This window comes from Mesorhizobium sp. LNHC232B00 (assembly GCF_000502435.1).
Taxonomy (GTDB): domain Bacteria; phylum Pseudomonadota; class Alphaproteobacteria; order Rhizobiales; family Rhizobiaceae; genus Mesorhizobium; species Mesorhizobium opportunistum.
Genome location: NZ_AYWP01000009.1, coordinates 18,938 through 34,490, shown reverse-complemented (window position 1 = coordinate 34,490; position 15,553 = coordinate 18,938). Strand labels below are relative to the sequence as shown.

14 protein-coding genes and 1 pseudogene are annotated in these 15,553 nt (G+C 62.6%); 3 read left to right on the top strand and 12 right to left on the bottom strand.

Translation table 11 applies throughout. The features are described 5' to 3' along the window. Nucleotides 1-117: 117 nt before the first annotated feature. The 5 genes from X743_RS155760 to X743_RS155780 form a co-directional block, all read right to left on the bottom strand. A complete protein-coding gene (locus X743_RS155760) occupies nucleotides 118-1,356 on the bottom strand; it encodes a CmpA/NrtA family ABC transporter substrate-binding protein (RefSeq protein WP_031257719.1) in 1,239 nt (412 codons plus the stop codon). A gap of 2 nt (nucleotides 1,357-1,358) precedes the next feature. Next, entirely contained in the window at nucleotides 1,359-1,961 is a 603-nt protein-coding gene (locus tag X743_RS155765; RefSeq protein WP_013893260.1) for an ANTAR domain-containing response regulator, read from the bottom strand. Nucleotides 1,962-2,061: 100 nt separating this feature from the next. Continuing rightward, nucleotides 2,062-2,397 carry a hypothetical protein gene (locus tag X743_RS1000000170585; protein WP_084555498.1) on the bottom strand — a complete coding sequence of 112 codons (336 nt, stop codon included), beginning with the start codon at nucleotides 2,395-2,397 and terminating at the stop codon, nucleotides 2,062-2,064. A 62-nt stretch (nucleotides 2,398-2,459) separates the two neighbouring features. Further along, a complete protein-coding gene (locus tag X743_RS155775; protein WP_023765705.1) occupies nucleotides 2,460-3,314 on the bottom strand; it encodes an endonuclease/exonuclease/phosphatase family protein in 855 nt (284 codons plus the stop codon). Between the two features lie 147 nt (nucleotides 3,315-3,461). Further along, nucleotides 3,462-4,925 (bottom strand): phosphatidylserine/phosphatidylglycerophosphate/cardiolipin synthase family protein, encoded by a 1,464-nt coding sequence (locus X743_RS155780; RefSeq protein ID WP_023765704.1) that lies wholly within the window; start codon nucleotides 4,923-4,925, stop codon nucleotides 3,462-3,464. 100 nt (nucleotides 4,926-5,025) lie between these two features. On the opposite strand from X743_RS155780, the pseudogene X743_RS155785 reads away from it, so the two are divergent. Continuing rightward, a pseudogene (locus tag X743_RS155785) lies at nucleotides 5,026-5,487 on the top strand (invasion associated locus B family protein); the annotation flags it as partial. Between the two features lie 230 nt (nucleotides 5,488-5,717). Here the strand turns inward: X743_RS155785 and X743_RS155790 are convergent. The 3 genes from X743_RS155790 to X743_RS155800 form a co-directional block, all read right to left on the bottom strand. Next, the gene (locus X743_RS155790; RefSeq protein ID WP_023765702.1) at nucleotides 5,718-6,185 is read right to left on the bottom strand and encodes a YbhB/YbcL family Raf kinase inhibitor-like protein; all 468 of its coding nucleotides are present in this window, start codon (nucleotides 6,183-6,185) and stop codon (nucleotides 5,718-5,720) included. An 81-nt stretch (nucleotides 6,186-6,266) separates the two neighbouring features. Continuing rightward, nucleotides 6,267-6,458, bottom strand: coding sequence for a hypothetical protein (locus X743_RS155795; protein WP_023765701.1), 192 nt, complete (start codon nucleotides 6,456-6,458; stop codon nucleotides 6,267-6,269). 95 nt (nucleotides 6,459-6,553) lie between these two features. Beyond that, nucleotides 6,554-6,799, bottom strand: a complete 246-nt coding sequence (locus X743_RS155800; RefSeq protein WP_023765700.1) for a hypothetical protein — start codon at nucleotides 6,797-6,799, stop codon at nucleotides 6,554-6,556. 176 nt (nucleotides 6,800-6,975) lie between these two features. On the opposite strand from X743_RS155800, the gene X743_RS155805 reads away from it, so the two are divergent. Further along, nucleotides 6,976-7,413 (top strand): DUF2267 domain-containing protein, encoded by a 438-nt coding sequence (locus X743_RS155805; RefSeq protein WP_023765699.1) that lies wholly within the window; start codon nucleotides 6,976-6,978, stop codon nucleotides 7,411-7,413. A 158-nt stretch (nucleotides 7,414-7,571) separates the two neighbouring features. Beyond that, a complete protein-coding gene (locus X743_RS155810; RefSeq protein ID WP_023765698.1) occupies nucleotides 7,572-8,681 on the top strand; it encodes a branched-chain amino acid ABC transporter substrate-binding protein in 1,110 nt (369 codons plus the stop codon). A 25-nt stretch (nucleotides 8,682-8,706) separates the two neighbouring features. On the opposite strand, the gene X743_RS155815 is transcribed toward X743_RS155810, so the two are convergent. The 4 genes from X743_RS155815 to X743_RS155830 form a co-directional block, all read right to left on the bottom strand. Continuing rightward, nucleotides 8,707-9,405: a hypothetical protein gene (locus X743_RS155815; protein ID WP_023765697.1), complete on the bottom strand. Its 699-nt coding sequence runs from the start codon at nucleotides 9,403-9,405 to the stop codon at nucleotides 8,707-8,709. A gap of 178 nt (nucleotides 9,406-9,583) precedes the next feature. Then, complete coding sequence (locus X743_RS155820) at nucleotides 9,584-10,933, bottom strand: HlyD family type I secretion periplasmic adaptor subunit (protein ID WP_023765696.1); 1,350 nt, start codon at nucleotides 10,931-10,933, stop codon at nucleotides 9,584-9,586. Continuing rightward, nucleotides 10,930-12,699 (bottom strand): type I secretion system permease/ATPase, encoded by a 1,770-nt coding sequence (locus X743_RS155825; protein ID WP_023765695.1) that lies wholly within the window; start codon nucleotides 12,697-12,699, stop codon nucleotides 10,930-10,932. Before X743_RS155825 ends, X743_RS155820 begins: the two co-directional genes overlap by 4 nt. An 87-nt stretch (nucleotides 12,700-12,786) precedes the next feature. Further along, nucleotides 12,787-14,673, bottom strand: coding sequence for a DUF5801 repeats-in-toxin domain-containing protein (locus tag X743_RS155830; RefSeq protein ID WP_023765694.1), 1,887 nt, complete (start codon nucleotides 14,671-14,673; stop codon nucleotides 12,787-12,789). Nucleotides 14,674-15,553: the final 880 nt, after the last annotated feature.

Sequence of the window (15,553 nt, the reverse complement as noted above, 5' to 3'; positions counted from 1 at the left end):
ATTGCTAAACGCCGATCGTCAACGCGTCAGGCGCCATGGCGAGCAGACCAAAGATTGTTCACTAGAGCAATCGCGCGCACAATTTTTGTGCAATGCACAAGAGTGGCGCGGAAACGATCAGGCTTCCGCGCGGGCCGATTTCTGCTTCTCGACATACGCTTCGATCTGGTCCGGATCGAAGATCTGGCCGTCAAAGAAACCGTCGGGGCCAAGCACCAGGCCCGCCCCGGTCGCGCCGACCGCGGTTGCGACCTTGAGCGCGCCCTCGACCTTCGAATTGGCACCCGGCAGCGCCACGCCCAGCGGCTTCAGCGCCGAACGGTAGAGATCGGGACGATAGCAGTCGCGGGCAATGGCGAGATTGTCCGGCGTGTGCGCGACATGCCCCCAGCGCACCATCTGCGTGTAGAACCACAAGGCATGGCTCTTCCACGGGAAGTTCGCCGCCTTGTCGAAGGGCACGAAGAAGTCGTCGATATCCAGGTCCGCCCCGCCACCCAACTGGAGATGGCCGGTGAGGATCGGCATCTGGACAGCCGGCGGCAGGCCGAGGAAACCAGCTTTGGCCATCACATCGGCCAATTCGGCGCGGTTCGCCGGATCCTGGCACCAGCGCGCCGAATGATGCAGCGCGCGCAAGAGCGCCGCCAGGGCTTCGGGGGACTGCTCGGCCCAGGCTTTGCGCACGCCGACCACCTTCTCCGGGCTGTTGCGCCACAACAGCGCCTTGACGGTGACGATATGGCCGGTGCCCGCCGCCACCGCGGCACTGTTCCAGGGCTCGCCGACGCAATAGCCATCGATGCGGCCGGCGGCCAGTGCGTCCGCCATGAAGGGCGGCGGCACGATGACGATCTCGATCTCGCGCTGGGGATCGATGCCGCAAGCGGCCAGCCAGTAGCGCAGTTCGTAATTATGCCCCGAATGCGGGTGCACGACGGCAAAGCGCAGCGGATCATGGCCAGAGGCCGCGCGTTCGCGGATGAGCGCGCCAAGTGCCGCACCCGCGCGCGCCGGATCGAGATCGGGCGCCGCGCCATGCGCCGCCATGCCTTTCCACACTGCATTGGAGATGGTGACGCAATTGCCGCCGAGCCCGAGCGAGAAAGGCACGATGGTCTCGGAAGCGAGCGGTGTCAGCCCGAGATTGCAGGCGAGCGGCATCGGTCCCAGCATATGCGCGAGATGGAAGTGGCCGATGGCGATGCGGTCCCGGATGTTGGCCCATGAGGTCTCGCGATGCAGCGTCAGGTCGATGCCTTCGCGCCTGGCGAAGCCAAGCTCGCCGGCGGCGACCAGCACGGCGCTGTCGAAAAGCGGCATGAAGCCGGCGGTTATCTGGTGCTCGGCGCCCATCGTCATTCGTCCTCCGCCGGTCCCAGCAGCCCGGCGGCAGTCACCAGGCTCTGGGCGATGTCGCCGATCTTGCGGTTCTGGTTCATCGCGGTCTTGCGCAGCAGCGTGTAGGCGGCTTCTTCCGTCAGGCCGCGCGACTTCATCAGGATGCCCTTGGCACGGTCGATCACCTTGCGGCTCTCCAGTTCGCTGCGCGCCTCTTCCAGTTCGCGCGCCATGCGCGAGAAGGCGTTGAAGCGGCTTACGGCCATGTCGAGGATTGGCTTGACGCGTTCTTGCCGCAGGCCGTCGACGACATAGGCCGAAACGCCGGCATCTACCGCGGCCTCGATGGAGGCCTGGTCGGAGCGGTCGACGAACATGGCGATCGGGCGCTTCACGGCGCGCGACAGCTGGAACATGTTCTCCAGCATGTCGCGGTTGGGGTTTTCGAGGTCGATGACGATGACGTCAGGCTCGATCTCGGCGATCCGCCGCGCAATGCCGGTGACATCGTGAATGACGGTGACCTGCTGATGGCCGGCCTCGCGCAGGCCGGCCTCGATTATCGAGGCGCGGATGCGATTTTCATCGATCACCAGGACGGCTAGGGCGGGGCGGATCATGCCTGCATTGTGGGCAACGCCGTCAAATTGTGCAATGCGGCATAGCCATGTCCATCAATGAGACCGCAGCCATGCGCCTCATGGCGTTCGCCGCATGAGATCAGCCGCAGACGCGAACGTCTTCAATCACCTTGTGGTGGTGGCGCCAATGCACGACCGTTTCGACGTGGCAGCGATGGTGCCGGTGGTGGCGCCGGTATACGCGATCCCGGTAATCGCTATCACTGTCGTACTGGACGCTCTGGTCGTCATCATACTGGTTGTCATAATACCGATTGTGGTGACGGCGGATAACAATTCCGCTGTCGGAATCATCGTCGGATGAATATCGGTTGCCGTCGTCGGACTGGATAATCACGCTTGCGGCTCGCGTTGGTGCAGTCACTGCCGCTGTCGCGGCAAATGCCAACATGGAAGCCAAAATCAGTTTTTTCATTTCATCCTCCTGCCTGTCCAAGAGGTATAAACTCATGGAAGAACTGGGCGTTCCCGTTGCATCTACACGCTTTGCGACGCCGGGGACATCATGGCGTTATCAGGATCGGCCATACGATCGAGGCGAACAAGCGCCGTGAGCGGCAGATGGTCGGAGGCAACGCGCGAAAGCGGCGTATCGTGCGCCTCCACCGCCGCGATCAGTCCGTGCCGATTGGTCATGATCCGGTCGAGAGCCAGCAGCGGCAGGTTTGACGGGAAGGTGGGAACAGCCGGCGGCTGCGGACCGAAGGTCGCATGCAGCGTGTTGAGCGCCGAGCGGTTGCCGAGCCGCCATTCGTTCAGGTCGCCAAGCAGCAAGGTCGGCTTTTCGTCCGGGCTGTTCATGAGATCGAGCACGACACGTGCCTGCTGGGAACGCGAGTGGCGCAACAGACCGAGATGAGCGGCGATGACGCGCAAAGTCTGGCTTCCGTCCATCTCGATCTCCGCCACGACGGCACCTCGCGGCTCCAGCCCCGGAAGCTTGATCTGATGCACGTCGCGAACCACGCCCTTCTTGAACAGCAGGACATTGCCGTGCCAGCCATGGCCCTTCCCGGTGGCCGAAATCGGCACGGGAACAAGGCCGGTTTCCCGTTCGAGCCGGGGCAGGTCGAGAAGCCCGTCACGGTCGCCGAAACGATTGTCGGCTTCCTGCAGAGCGATGACATCGGGATCGATTTCGCGGATGACGCGGCTGGTGCGCTCGGGATCGAATTTGCGGTCGACGCCGATGCATTTGTGGACATTGTAGGAGGCGACCAGCGTGCCGGTGGTGCCGCTCGTCTTGTGCGCGGCAGCGTTTGCCTTCTGCATCCGACGGTCGCGAATGGACAAAAGCATGCTTGCCGGCAGGCTGCGTCCGTTCATCCGCATCGCGTGCCCGCCATTTCAGCCGCTTTCATCATGCACATCAAATAGAGTCTTTCCGTCTGTGTTCCATGATCGGCGTCAAACTATCTGGCAAACACGTCGTTTTGTTAAAGATAGGGCAAACCCCTCTAGAGATAGGGGTAAACCCATCTAGAGATAGGGTGAACCGAGCCAAAGGACCCGGTCGAACAGCCTGATGAGGAATGGCCGGGCGCGCAAGGCATCGAGCGTCACCGGCACGGCGGAGGTCATTGCCGATCCGATCCGCGCTTCGATCTCGCGGGCAAAGCCTGCGTCGAGGACCTCCAGATCGATTTCGAAGTTGAGCCGCAGCGACCGGGCATCGAGGTTGGACGATCCAATATAGGCCCATGCGCCGTCGATCGACAGCAGTTTCGAATGGTCGAACGGCCCTTCGGTGCGCCAGACGCGGCAATAGTGCTTCAGCACCTGATCGAATTGCGCGCTCATGGCTCGATCGACGAGGAAAAGGTTGTTCACCGCCGGCACGACGATGTCGATTTCGACGCCGCGCCGGGCAGCGGTGATCAGCGCGCTGATCAATTCGCGGTCGGGCAGGAAATAGGGCGACATCAGGCGGATCGACTTGCGCGCGACGGAGAACGCGCCGATCAAGAGCTTGTGGTTGGTCTCGTTGCTGGCATCCGGGCCGGAAGCGACCGCCCGCACCAGCATCGGGACGCCGGGCGCCGGCGACAGTGGCGCTATGCGCCAGGCTTCGCCCTTCAGCGCCTCGTTGGTGGCAAAGCGCCAGTCCTCGGCGGCGACCGAGAAGAGGTCGGCGACGACCGGGCCGGTTACCCGGAAATGCGTGTCCCTGGCGCTGTTCGAGCCGGCGAACTCCGCGGAAAAACCCTTGCGGATGTTCATGCCGCCGGTAAAGGCAACCGTGCCGTCGACCACCAGGATCTTCCGGTGGGTCCTGAGGTTGGCGTAGGGCAGTCGCAGGCCCATGACGATGTTGCCGTTGAAGAGATCGGCAGGAATATTCGCCTCGCGCAAGTGCCCCAAAATGCTGGGGACCGAGTAGCGGGCGCCGACGGCATCGATCAGCACGCGAACGGTGACGCCGCGCCGGACGGCATTGGCCAGCGATTCGACAAAGAGCAGGCCGACGGCGTCATTGTCGAAAATATAGGTCTCGAGCAAGACGCTGCGCTCGGCGCCATCGATGGCCGCGCACATGGCGGCGTAGGCCTCGTCGCCCGTCTCCAGCACGTCGATTGCATTTCCCGGGTTCAGCGTGCGTCTCGCCACCCGGTCGCCGAGCGTTCTAAGACCCGTGAAGCGCTGTCCGTAGCGCTCGACGATCAGGGCCTCCTCGGCGGCGAGGTCGCGCTCATGCTTGGCCGACACCGCATCGCCGGCAAGCGGGCGCTGTGCGCTGATCGTGGCACGACGGATGCGGTTTATGCCGGCGACGGCATAGATCAGCACGCCGAGGATCGGCGACAGCACCATCACGCCGACCCAGCCGGTGGCGGCGCGGACATCTTCCTTGGTCATGACAGCGTGGGCGATGCCGACGGTTGCCATCGTCACCGAGATGATCGCCAGGATTGTGGTGCCGTGAGTCGCAATAGTCTCGAACATTGCCGGGACTATCCAGCGAGCGATTGCAGAAGGCAATGCATCAGCTCATGCCTCGCAGCCCGATGGCGCGGCATCGCTGGCCGAGGATTTGAACCGAGGTCGGCAGGTGGCGGCTGTTCCGGATGGCCCCTCATCGCTGCGCGAAGTCTACCAGGACTGGAGCGTGGCTTGCTCTGTCCAGGAGAATGTGAGGGTCTGCTCGCTTTCGCAGGACCAGGTCCAGAAGAACGGCCAAAGGCTGCTTGCCGTGGAGATACAGAGACGCGCGGACGGCTCGACGACGGCTACCTTGCTTCTGCCTTTCGGCATCCTGCTCGATTCCGGCGTGACGCTGCAGATCGACGATCAGCCGCCATCGTCCCAACAGCGTTTCAGGACCTGCCTGCCGACGGGCTGCCTCGCGGTCTTTGCCATCGATCGGTCCGTGGTTGGAAAGATGCGGGGAGGCACGGTGCTGAAGCTCAATGTCACGACGGATGCCGAGACCCCGCTGACATTTCCTGTGTCGCTGCACGGCCTGAGCGCGGCGCTCGAACGCATGGTCGCGTTGAGCGCGAGGTGAGGAGAAGGGCGGCTGCCTTCGATGTCGGCCGATGGAACGTTGCCGTGCCGAAGGTCGTTTAGTCCGGTGCTACATCGGATCGCGATCATGAAGAAGAAAACCTACGTCAAACCCACGCTTGTAAAATGCGGAAAATTGACGGAGCGCACGGCGCAGATCGTGGCATCCGGAATTGTATTGGGCGAGTGATCGCATGGAGCGTCCGTCAACCGCCTCGATGGCGCCGATGCTCAATTCCGCTCGAACGTACCGACCAATTCGGCTTGTTCCAATATGTGCGGCTGAGCTCTCTTCATCACCTCGTCGACAGGCGCTTTCCGGTCGAGATGCAGCGTCTCCACATCGAGTGCCAGAAGCTTGAAATGGTAGTGATGAAGGCCGTGCCCGGATGGCGGCTGGGGCCCATCATAGTGGGGATTGCCGAAATCGTTGATGCCATGCCCAAGGCTTTCGGTCTTGGCGCCCGCGGTCGTGCCCTCGGCCAGAATGTCGCGTTGCGGGTCGATGTCGTAGACCGCCCAATGGCGGAACGTGCCTGAAGGCGCATCGGGATCCTCGACGACGAGGGCAAAGCTTTTGACGCCCGCGGGAGCATCTTGCCATTGCAGCGGCGGCGAGAGGTTTTCGCCGTCACGGGAATATCGCGGCGGTATCCTTTCTCCATCGGCAAAGGCGGGGCTTCTCAAAGCAAAGGTCATGATTGGTCTCCTTAACGGTTACCGCGGGGTGACAACGTCGCGCGACACGTGTTCCGGTTAACCGAGGCGGCTTTCCAAGAGCTATTCATCGGTGGCAGGCCTTTTGCGCTCTTGCGGCTTGCGCGACAGCGATTTGCGGACACGCTCGATCTGCTCGTTGTCGGCCTGGATCGGCTGTGAGCTGTCATCGGGCAGCCCCTCCGCGGTCTGGCCGATCGGGGCATCGCGCGGCCGATCGTTCGCGCCGGTGGTGATCTTCCTGCTCGTGGCCATGGCGTTCCTCCTCGGGGATTGGCAAATCGCGGTAGGTTGCCAGTCGTTACCCGCTGCTTTTTTCGTTACCGGCAGCGGCTGCCGACGGAGGCGTTTCAATCATCCGCGCGACGCTTGTGGTGCCCGCTTTCCTGGTTTTCGCCGCGGATGATGTTCCTGTCGTCGCGGTCGGCAATATCCGGCATATCAGGCTTGAGGTCCGCGCCCTTTCGGTACGCCTCTCGCTCCCTTCCGGATTTCTTCAGATCGCCGTTGGCGTCGAAATCCTTGTCGGCATTCCTGGTATTTTCGTGTTTTTCCAGGATGCGAAGCTGCTGTTCGTGGGTCTTGTTTCCGGCCATGATTTCCTCCTCATCGGAGCCTATCGTCGTTTCGTGGAACGATCGGGTGGGGCGAATGTTCCGCGCCGGGGGGCGGTCCGTCGAACTTCACCAATTATCGAAAGAAGGAAACAATCCGAGCGGTCAGGTGTTCTACCGGCAGTGGGCGTGGGAGCGTTCTTTGTCTGGAGGCGATAATGACTGCAACCGGCCTCGATGTTATCGACAAGACAGTGCAGACCACCAACATCTGGCTCAACGAGATCATGGATGATCTCGGCCCCGACCGGCAGTTCGCATGGCACGTGCTTGGCGTGGTCTTGCGCGCCTTGCGCGACAGGCTGCCCGCGGAATTGGGAGCCAATCTCGGTGCGGAGCTGCCGCTCCTGATCAGGGGCGCATATTACGATCAGTATCAGCCGTCCGATGTGCCGAGCCGGGATCGCACTGTCGAGGAATTCGTCCATCGCATCGCGGAAGCGCTGAAATCTGGTCGACCCGTGAACGCAGGCGAGGCGACAAGAACAGTGTTCAAGACGCTTGCCCATCATGTCGACCTTGGCCAGTCGGCGAAAGTGCGCGACGCCTTGCCGAAAGGCGTACAGGCGCTATGGCCCGACAGCGTCGGCGCATAGGTGCCGCCTCGAAGCGCTCGAATGGCGGGGGGACCTCCGCGCCGCTCACGTGGCTCGTCGACGCCAGCTGGTAGTGTTTCTTCCGTCGAACGGGGAACCGATGGGCACAAGCGCAGTTCGGTCACGGGAGGCCCGTAGGTGGCCATGGAGAACCTGCCATGAACAGCGGTGTCGAAACGATCCGGATAGCGATCGGGGCACCGCTGTCGGGAAACGGGGAGGTGCTCGGTGTCGAAATGGCGCAGGCGGTAGAACTCGCGGTCGAAGAGCAGAATGCGAGCGGCGGCATAGCGGGCTTTGTCATTGCCGCCGAGAAAGCGGACGACCAGGGGTCGGTCGAGACGGGCCGGCAAGTCGCGGACGACTTTTGTGGGCGACCGGATGTGCTTGGCGTGGTCGGTCACTACAACAGCAACGTCACTTTGGCCGCGGCGGAGATTTATGCCGCATACAATCTTGGGATGATCACGCCCATTGCTTCGGACACTGCGCTCACCGAGCGCGCGCTGCCGAATGTCTTTCGCTTCACCAATCGTGACGATCAGACCGGAGCGGCCATTGCGCGTCATCTCCACGACGTCCTGGGCAAGCGCCGAGCCGTTCTGGTCGAGACGGAAACAATGTACGGCCACAGCATGGGTTGCGCATTCTCCCGGGCATTTCTCTCGCTTGGAGGACGGATTGCGGAGCGGCGCACCGTTCGGGAAGGGAGCCGTCATTTCGACCCGCTGGTGGCGTCCTTGCGGGCGAACTTCGATGTCTTGTTCTATGGCGGAAGTTTCGAGGGTGCTTACATCTTGAAAGCGATGCGCCACGCGGGCCTCCGCCAGCTTTTTGCCAGTGGCGACGGCTGCTGGGACACCACGAATTTTCTCGAACCGGCGGGAGACGCCGCGACGGTGGGGGAAGGTGTCCTGGTGCTCTCGGCCACGCCGGAGCTGGGCAGGGTCGCTGGTTCGAACGAGTTCGCGGCACGTTACACGGCCCGCTTTGGGCCGATCGGAAATTATGCCGTGAATTCCTACGATGCAGCCCGCGTCTTGATCGCAGCGATAAAAGATGCCGTCGATGACGCCAAGCGATATCCCGACCGAAGCGGTGTGGTGGCAGCGATGCGCAATCTCCACTTCATGGGTATCGCCTATCGCGATCTCGTGGAGTGGGACCAAAAAGGCGATAATCTGGCCGCCGTCACCGCGCTCAATGTGGTGGAGAGCGGCCGGTTCCGACAGGTTGCCGAAACCCCGCAGGCGGGCCGCGCCGCGTGAGATCCGTCCTGTCGCTTTCGACCGGTTATCCGCTGTGCGCTCCGTCCATGCGGTCACGGCCGGGCGCATCCGGGAACAGCACCTTCAGCTTGTGTTCGGCGCCCGCCCAGCTGCGCGCGTGATGTTGCCACAGACACCAGTTGCTCACCACGAAGGCCAGAATGCCGACCGCAACGGCGAGACCAACCGTCGAGCCAAGGACAGCGTTGGTCATCACGCCGGCAAAGACGCCTGCGATGGCACCATTGACGACATTCACCATTCCCGCGGTGCTGGTGAATGCTTGCCAGGGCCTTGGCTGGAGACCGACATCGGCCAGCAGCGCCTGTTGGTTGTCGTGGGTGGAATGAACAAGATATCGCGTCATCGAAGGGGCAAGCTCGGTATAGAAGTGCCTGATACGTGCCATGCCACGGGCGTGAACCATGTCTTCGACGGCGACCTGCACGGCCCTGACGAATGTTACCAGCCCGAGGAAGTAGAGGCATGGCAGCAGGATCAGGCTGAACAGCACGAAAGGAAGCCCCATCCTCGTCACCTGGGCTACGAAGGCGAGGGCGATCGTGGCGCTTGAGACCGAAGTCAGGAATAAATTCGCGCGCTGGTTCGCCTCCTGAATGGTGGCTGCCCTGGCTGTTCCCAGCACGAAATGTTCCGTGGTCATTATCTGCAGGAGTTGCTGCCGGTTCTCGCCTTCGTCGGTTTTGGTCTTGCTCGTGGGCATGCCGGGCCGTTGGGATGAACAAAAGGGGTCGTCCTTTTGGAACGAACTTCGTCGGGTGGGGTTCCGACGCAACCAGGGCAAGGCGGGATTCCGCTGAAACAAAGCCGGACTCGTTCCGAGCAAGCTTTTCGCGGCAGATCGCCCCTGTCGATCCCCAGGTTGCAGCGCGTTCTGGCGGCTATTTTTCCCGCATCGCTCGACGGAAGTTCTGCGTGATCGGCTCGGCGAGATAAGAAAGCACGGTACGAGCCCCTGTGCGGATCATCGCCTCGCTCGACATGCCGGGCAGCAGCTTGCGGCCCTCCAGCTTGGCGAGCTCGTTCCTGTCGATCAGCACGGTGGCGGCGAAATAGGGTGCGCCGCTGCGCTCGTCGACCATGCGGTCAGCCGACACGATCTCCACGACGCCATCAAGCGGCGGCAGGTTGTAGCGGGCGAAAGCCGGGAAGCTGATGTGCGCGGGCTGTCCGGGGGCTATCGTCTCGACGTCCTCTGGTTTGACCATGGCTTCGACCACGAGTTGTTGTCCGAGCGGCACGATCGTCATCAGCGTGTCGCCGGGTTTCACGACCCCGCCGGCCGTATGGACCTTGAGGTCCATCACGATGCCGTCAACAGGGGCGACGATACCGGTGCGGGTAAGCACGTCCCTAGCCGAGCGTTCCCCCTGTCTAAGATCGAACAGCTCCGCCTCGACCTTGCTCAACTCATCGACGGCATCGTTCAGCCGCACCGTGTCGAGGTTCAGGATCTGCATGTCGATCTCGGCCATGCCGCTTCTGGCTCGCGCGATGGAAGCGACATTGGTGGCGCGCTGCCCCTCGATCTCCCGCTGTTGTCGCCTGAGCGACAGCGACCGCTCGCGAGTGGTCAGTCCCTTCTCGAGCAGACCTTCCAGGTCCTTGGTTTCACCTTCGATCGCTACGATCTGCTTGTCCTCGGTGGCGATAAGGTCCTCGAGTCCCTTAGTCTCATTCTCGGTCTGGTGACGGCGCTGGCTGAGAATTTCCCGTTCGTCCGTCAAGTTGTGGCGCTTGGCCGCGAACACGTCACGCTGTGCGGCCACCGCGTCCCTTACTGCGGAGGCGGGATTTGCCAGCAAGGTCGGATCAAACGCGATCTCGGCCTTGCCATCGCGCTCTGCCCTGAGACGAGCGGCCAATGCCTCACGCGTTGCTATGCGGTTCTGGACCAGGTCCAGCTGCGCCTTGGCTTGTGTGTCGTCGAGCCGGACGAGGACCTTGCCCGCCTTGACGATATCGCCGTTGGCGGCGTTCAGCTCCGCGATGATGCCGCCCTCGAGATGCTGGATGAGCTTGCGATCGCCGGCGACCTTGATGACACCCGGTGCCACAGCGGCGCTGTCCAACGGCGCCAGCGCCGCCCAGCCCCCAGCCACACCGAAGAACAGGAACATGATCGCGTATCCGGTGAGCGTCACGCCCGTGAGACGCAGCGGCACCGGTTGCAGCAGGGAGGGCGGCGGAACGGGCAACGGCACGACGTTCAATTCCGGGGAACGGCTCATGCTTCTTTGACCTCTTTGATTTCCTTGACCACCTCGAGGGTCGCCAACTGGGCCGCCTTTGGCATATGGGCCACCTTGCCGGCGCGATTGGCGAGTTCGTTGAAGACGGCGTCGCGAGGCCCGAAGAGGTCAAGTTGGCCCCGGTTGAGCAGCAATATCTTGTCGACTTTCTCCATAATGTTTGGTCGGTGCGCGATCAGGATGATGGTCGTGCCCGCCGCCTTGACCGTGCCGAGGGCTGCGATCAATGCCTCCTCCCCCTCGCGGTCGAGATTGGAATTGGGCTCGTCTAGGATAAGGAGCGCCGGGTCGCCGTAGAGTGCCCGCGCCAACCCGATGCGCTGGCGCTGCCCGCCTGACAGCGCCGCGCCAGATTCGCCGATGTCGGTGCTGTAACCCTTCGGCAGCCCCTTGATCAGGTCGTGAACTCCCGCCAACTGCGCGGCCTCGACCACCTTGTTGAAGACAGCTGGGCTGAGCGTCGTGAAGCGGCAGATGTTTTCGGCGACGGTGCCGGCGAAGAGTTCGATATCCTGTGGCAAGTAGCCGACGTATTTTCCGCGGTCCTCCGATGCCCATTCGGCGACGCTCATGCCGTCCAGCAAAGCGCGACCCCCTGATGGGCGCCAAGTGCCGGCCAGTATTCGCGCCAGGCTCGTCTTGCCGGCTCCGCTCGGACCGATCAAAGCCATCGCTTCACCCGACTTGAGCTGAAAGCTGATTCCCTTCAAGATGTGCTCACCGCCCTGGCGCGCGAGGACGATGTTCTCGGCCTCAAACCTGCCCTTTGGGCGCGGCAATGGCAGGGCGGTTGTGATCTCCGGGTGCTGACCGGCGACATTGACAAGCCGCTTGTAAGCCGCGCGGGCCCCCACCGTCGCCTTCCACGTGGCGATCGCCTGTTCGACGGGGGCCAACGCGCGACCCATCAGAATTGAGGCGGCAATCATGATACCGCCCGAAGCCTCATTCTTCACGACTAAATAAGCGCCGAGTCCGAGGATGGCCATCTGGAGACCCTGTCGGAAACTCTTCGCGATGGCCGAGATTGTGCCGCCGCGGTGGGCGACGAGAATCTGTCCTTTGTTTGCTTCGTCCTGCTGCGCCTTCCAGCCCTCCAACAGTGGCTTCAACATGCCCATCGCCTGGACGACCTCGGCGTTACGGATTGCCGCCTCGGCCTGCGTGTAGGCCCGCGCCTGGGCACTTGCGGCCTCCGCGGTCGGCTTCCGCGTGATATATTCGTTCAACAGGGCCAGGGCGAACAACACGATGCCGCCGCAGAGTGCCAACCAGCCGAGCCACGGGTGCATGAGGAAGATGGCGGCGAAGAAGATCGGTGCCCACGGTGCGTCGATAATCGGGAAGATGCTCGGGCTTGTGAAGAAGTTCCGCACCTGGTCGAGGTCGCGCAGCGGGCGAGACGTGGCCTGGCCTGGTGTGGCGGCGGCGTATTCCACCGTCGCGGTCAGGAGAACCGGTGCCAGTCGCACGTTCATCCATGCGCCGACTTTGGCCAGCAAGCGGCCACGCACGATGTCCAAGGCTGACATTGTCGCGAGAGCCGCCGCCGCCACCAACGACAGCGCTACTAGCGTCTCCAAGCTGTGGCTGCCCAATACGCGGTGATAGACCTGGAGCATGTATATTGCCCCCGTCAGCATAAGTATGTTGATACCGGCGCTGAACCAAACGAGCGGCTTGATGGCCCGTCGAGCCTCTTTCATCACCGTCTGCAAGGCGCGGGGCTGTGCGGTTGATTTCATTTGTTTTGAACCGGCTTTAGGCAGGGCGCGAGATCATCTACAGGGGGAGGGAGGCAGCGTGAGCTGCCTCCCCTGGTGCGGTGTCGGTCAGACGACGTCGACCAAGATGTTGTTGATGCCGGTCACATCGCCGTCCGCGTCATGAATGTTGACTGCGAAATTAAGGTGCGCGTCCGGGGTCACGGTCTGGGTCGCCGTGAAAGCGATGTCCGTGATCTTGAGCACATCGTTGTCCGTCGGGTCCCAGTTCTGAAGGGCGATGGTCGTGCTGCCACCGTTTGCGCCGACTGCCTTCTGCAGGTTGAGCGCCGTTGCCAGTTCCGTGAACGCACCTCCCGGTACGCTGTCTGGACCGGTCAGACCGTTACCGGACTGCATGATCTGGGCACCCTGAAGCACCCAGTTCTCGCCGGCACTGTTATAGTCGTTCCGCTCGACGATCACGAGACCGTCGTTGTTGTCGAGCGAGAACTCGTTGGTGTACGGGGAGGGCACACCACCCGGAGTGCTGGCCTTATAGATGTCCTGGTTCTCCACGTACATCGCCTTCGTGGTGAAGGTGTCTGCCGCAGTGCCGGAACCCCCAAACGCTCCGTCTGAACCGAGGTTGACGAGGTTAAGGACCAGCATCAGGTCCTCGGAGTTGCCGATACCGTCGAACTCGATGGCCATATCGTTGGCCGTCTGGGTCGGGGCGATGTGGCCGTCGTCGGTCGTGATGCCCGGCGTGGTTTCGAAGAATCGGAGGGTAAGCGCTTCGCCCTTTTGGATCGTGTCGCCCGCAACACCGTTCGTGGTCTGGGTTGCGGAAACCCAGTCCTCGAAGTTGCTGGTGACTTGCTGGCCGGCGTTGAAAAAAGTATCGCCGGCGATCGGGCTACCGTCACCCGTCCCGTTGAACCCAAAGGGGCTCCCGTTGGGGTTTGAGTTGCCGGTGAACTGCACGAAGAAATCCTTGTCGGTCTGTTCGGGTGTCGTCGACGCATCGAAAAGTTTCTCGACCACGACGTTCGGGTGACCCGTGTTGCCGATGGGCTCCTTGGAAAGCAACTCCGAGGTGTGGAGTAGGTCCTTCGTGAAGCCATCCGCCGTATCGCTCAACGTGATGGTGTAGGTGTCGGCAGTCTTGTTGAAGCTAAGCGTACCGGCGATCGTCCCCGGCTGAACGCCAGCCAAGTCCGGGTTAGCATCGTAAGTGGCAGCCCAGTTGAACGTCGCTGAGGTGGCAGTCTCCGACCCCGCCACGAGCGTAACGCTCGAGGTTGCGAATGCGGTCGGAGTGTTCGGCACCAGGCCGGTGACGTTGCCGGACAGCGATATGCTCGCGAAGTCCGAGTGCGTGGCGTCGTAGACCGCGAAGAGGTCATGGCCGATGTCGTACCCGAAGGCTCCTGTGACCGACGCGTTGAGCGTGTTAGCCAGAGTCTCATGGGTCCCGTTACCGTTGCCGGCGTTTTGGTCGCCGTCGAACGGCACCGTGATCGTCGGGCCGTCGTCCTTGAACTCGAACGCCGTGCCGATGTTGACCGAGGCACTACCCGTGTCCCCGTCGCGGTCGGTGATGGTCGCCGTCAGCGTGACGAGGTTTGCGTTCGACATGAACACCGATTCGTTCGGGTCACTGGTCGGGTGAACCACGGCGCGGGACTGGTCAAGCGTCACGTTACCGTTGCCGTCCACGCTGATCGTGAACACCGTGTCGCCGTCGCCGTTCTTGCCGAAAACCACCCCACCGACTGTCGACAGAACGACCGACTGACCGGTAAGAGTGTCGGTGAGACCTGACGCGCCGGACGCGGCCAGTGCAAAGGTGATGGCGACCGCCGCTGTGCCGTCGGCACCACCACTTTGCGGTGTGAAGATGCTCGAGAAATCTGTCGGGCCACCGTTTGTCGTGAAGTCGGACTCATCGACCACGACCGTTGGCACTGTGCCATTTGCCCCGATGCTCGGGCCGTCGTCCCTGATCTGCACCTTGTCCCCGATGGCGATGCTGGTGTCGCTGGTGTCGCCGTCACCGTCGTGGTGTGGAGCTTGGCAAGCAGCGCACTGTCGAGCATCGTCGCGACNCAAGCACGGTGCCGAGCGCGGTGAAGGCGGCTGGAGCCGCACCGGACTGGTCGTTGGAATTGGCATCGACGCCAGCCGTCTCGTCATGCAGCACCTTGGCTGCATTCTCGGTCAGAGCCGCTGTCGGGCCGTCGTCCCTGATCTGCACCTTGTCCCCGATGGCGATGCTGGTGTCGCTGGTGTCGCCGTCACCGTCGGTGGTGTGGAGCTTGGCAAGCAGCGCACTGTCGAGCATCGTCGCGACGTCGTTGGCATTGGTGCCGTCCGGATGCGCGATGGCGATGTATTGCGCGATGCTGAGGATGCCGCCTTGGCTGATCGAGATGGCGAAGGCAATGGGTTCACCCGTCGTGTTGCCGTCGTTGTTGACGTCAACGCGGCCGACGACGAGGCCACCCTCGACATTGAGCAGGATGTTGTGGTGGTCGAGTGAATCGAAGCCGGAATCGGCATTGGCGCCGCTGACGCCGAGCGACAGCGTCTGGGTGCCCGGTCCGTCGGTGCCGAAGCTGGAGTTCGGCGTGACCACGGCGGAAGCGCTGGCCGCCCAGCCAAGCACGGTGCCGAGCGCGGTGAAGGCGGCTGGAGCCGCACCGGACTGGTCGTTGGAATTGGCATCGACGCCAGNCCAAGCACGGTGCCGAGCGCGGTGAAGGCGGCTGGAGCCGCACCGGACTGGTCGTTGGAATTGGCATCGACGCCGGAGGTCTCGTCATGCAGTACCTTGGCCGCGTTCTCGGTCAAGGCCGCCGTCGGGCCGTCATCATTGGTGTGCAGCTTGTCG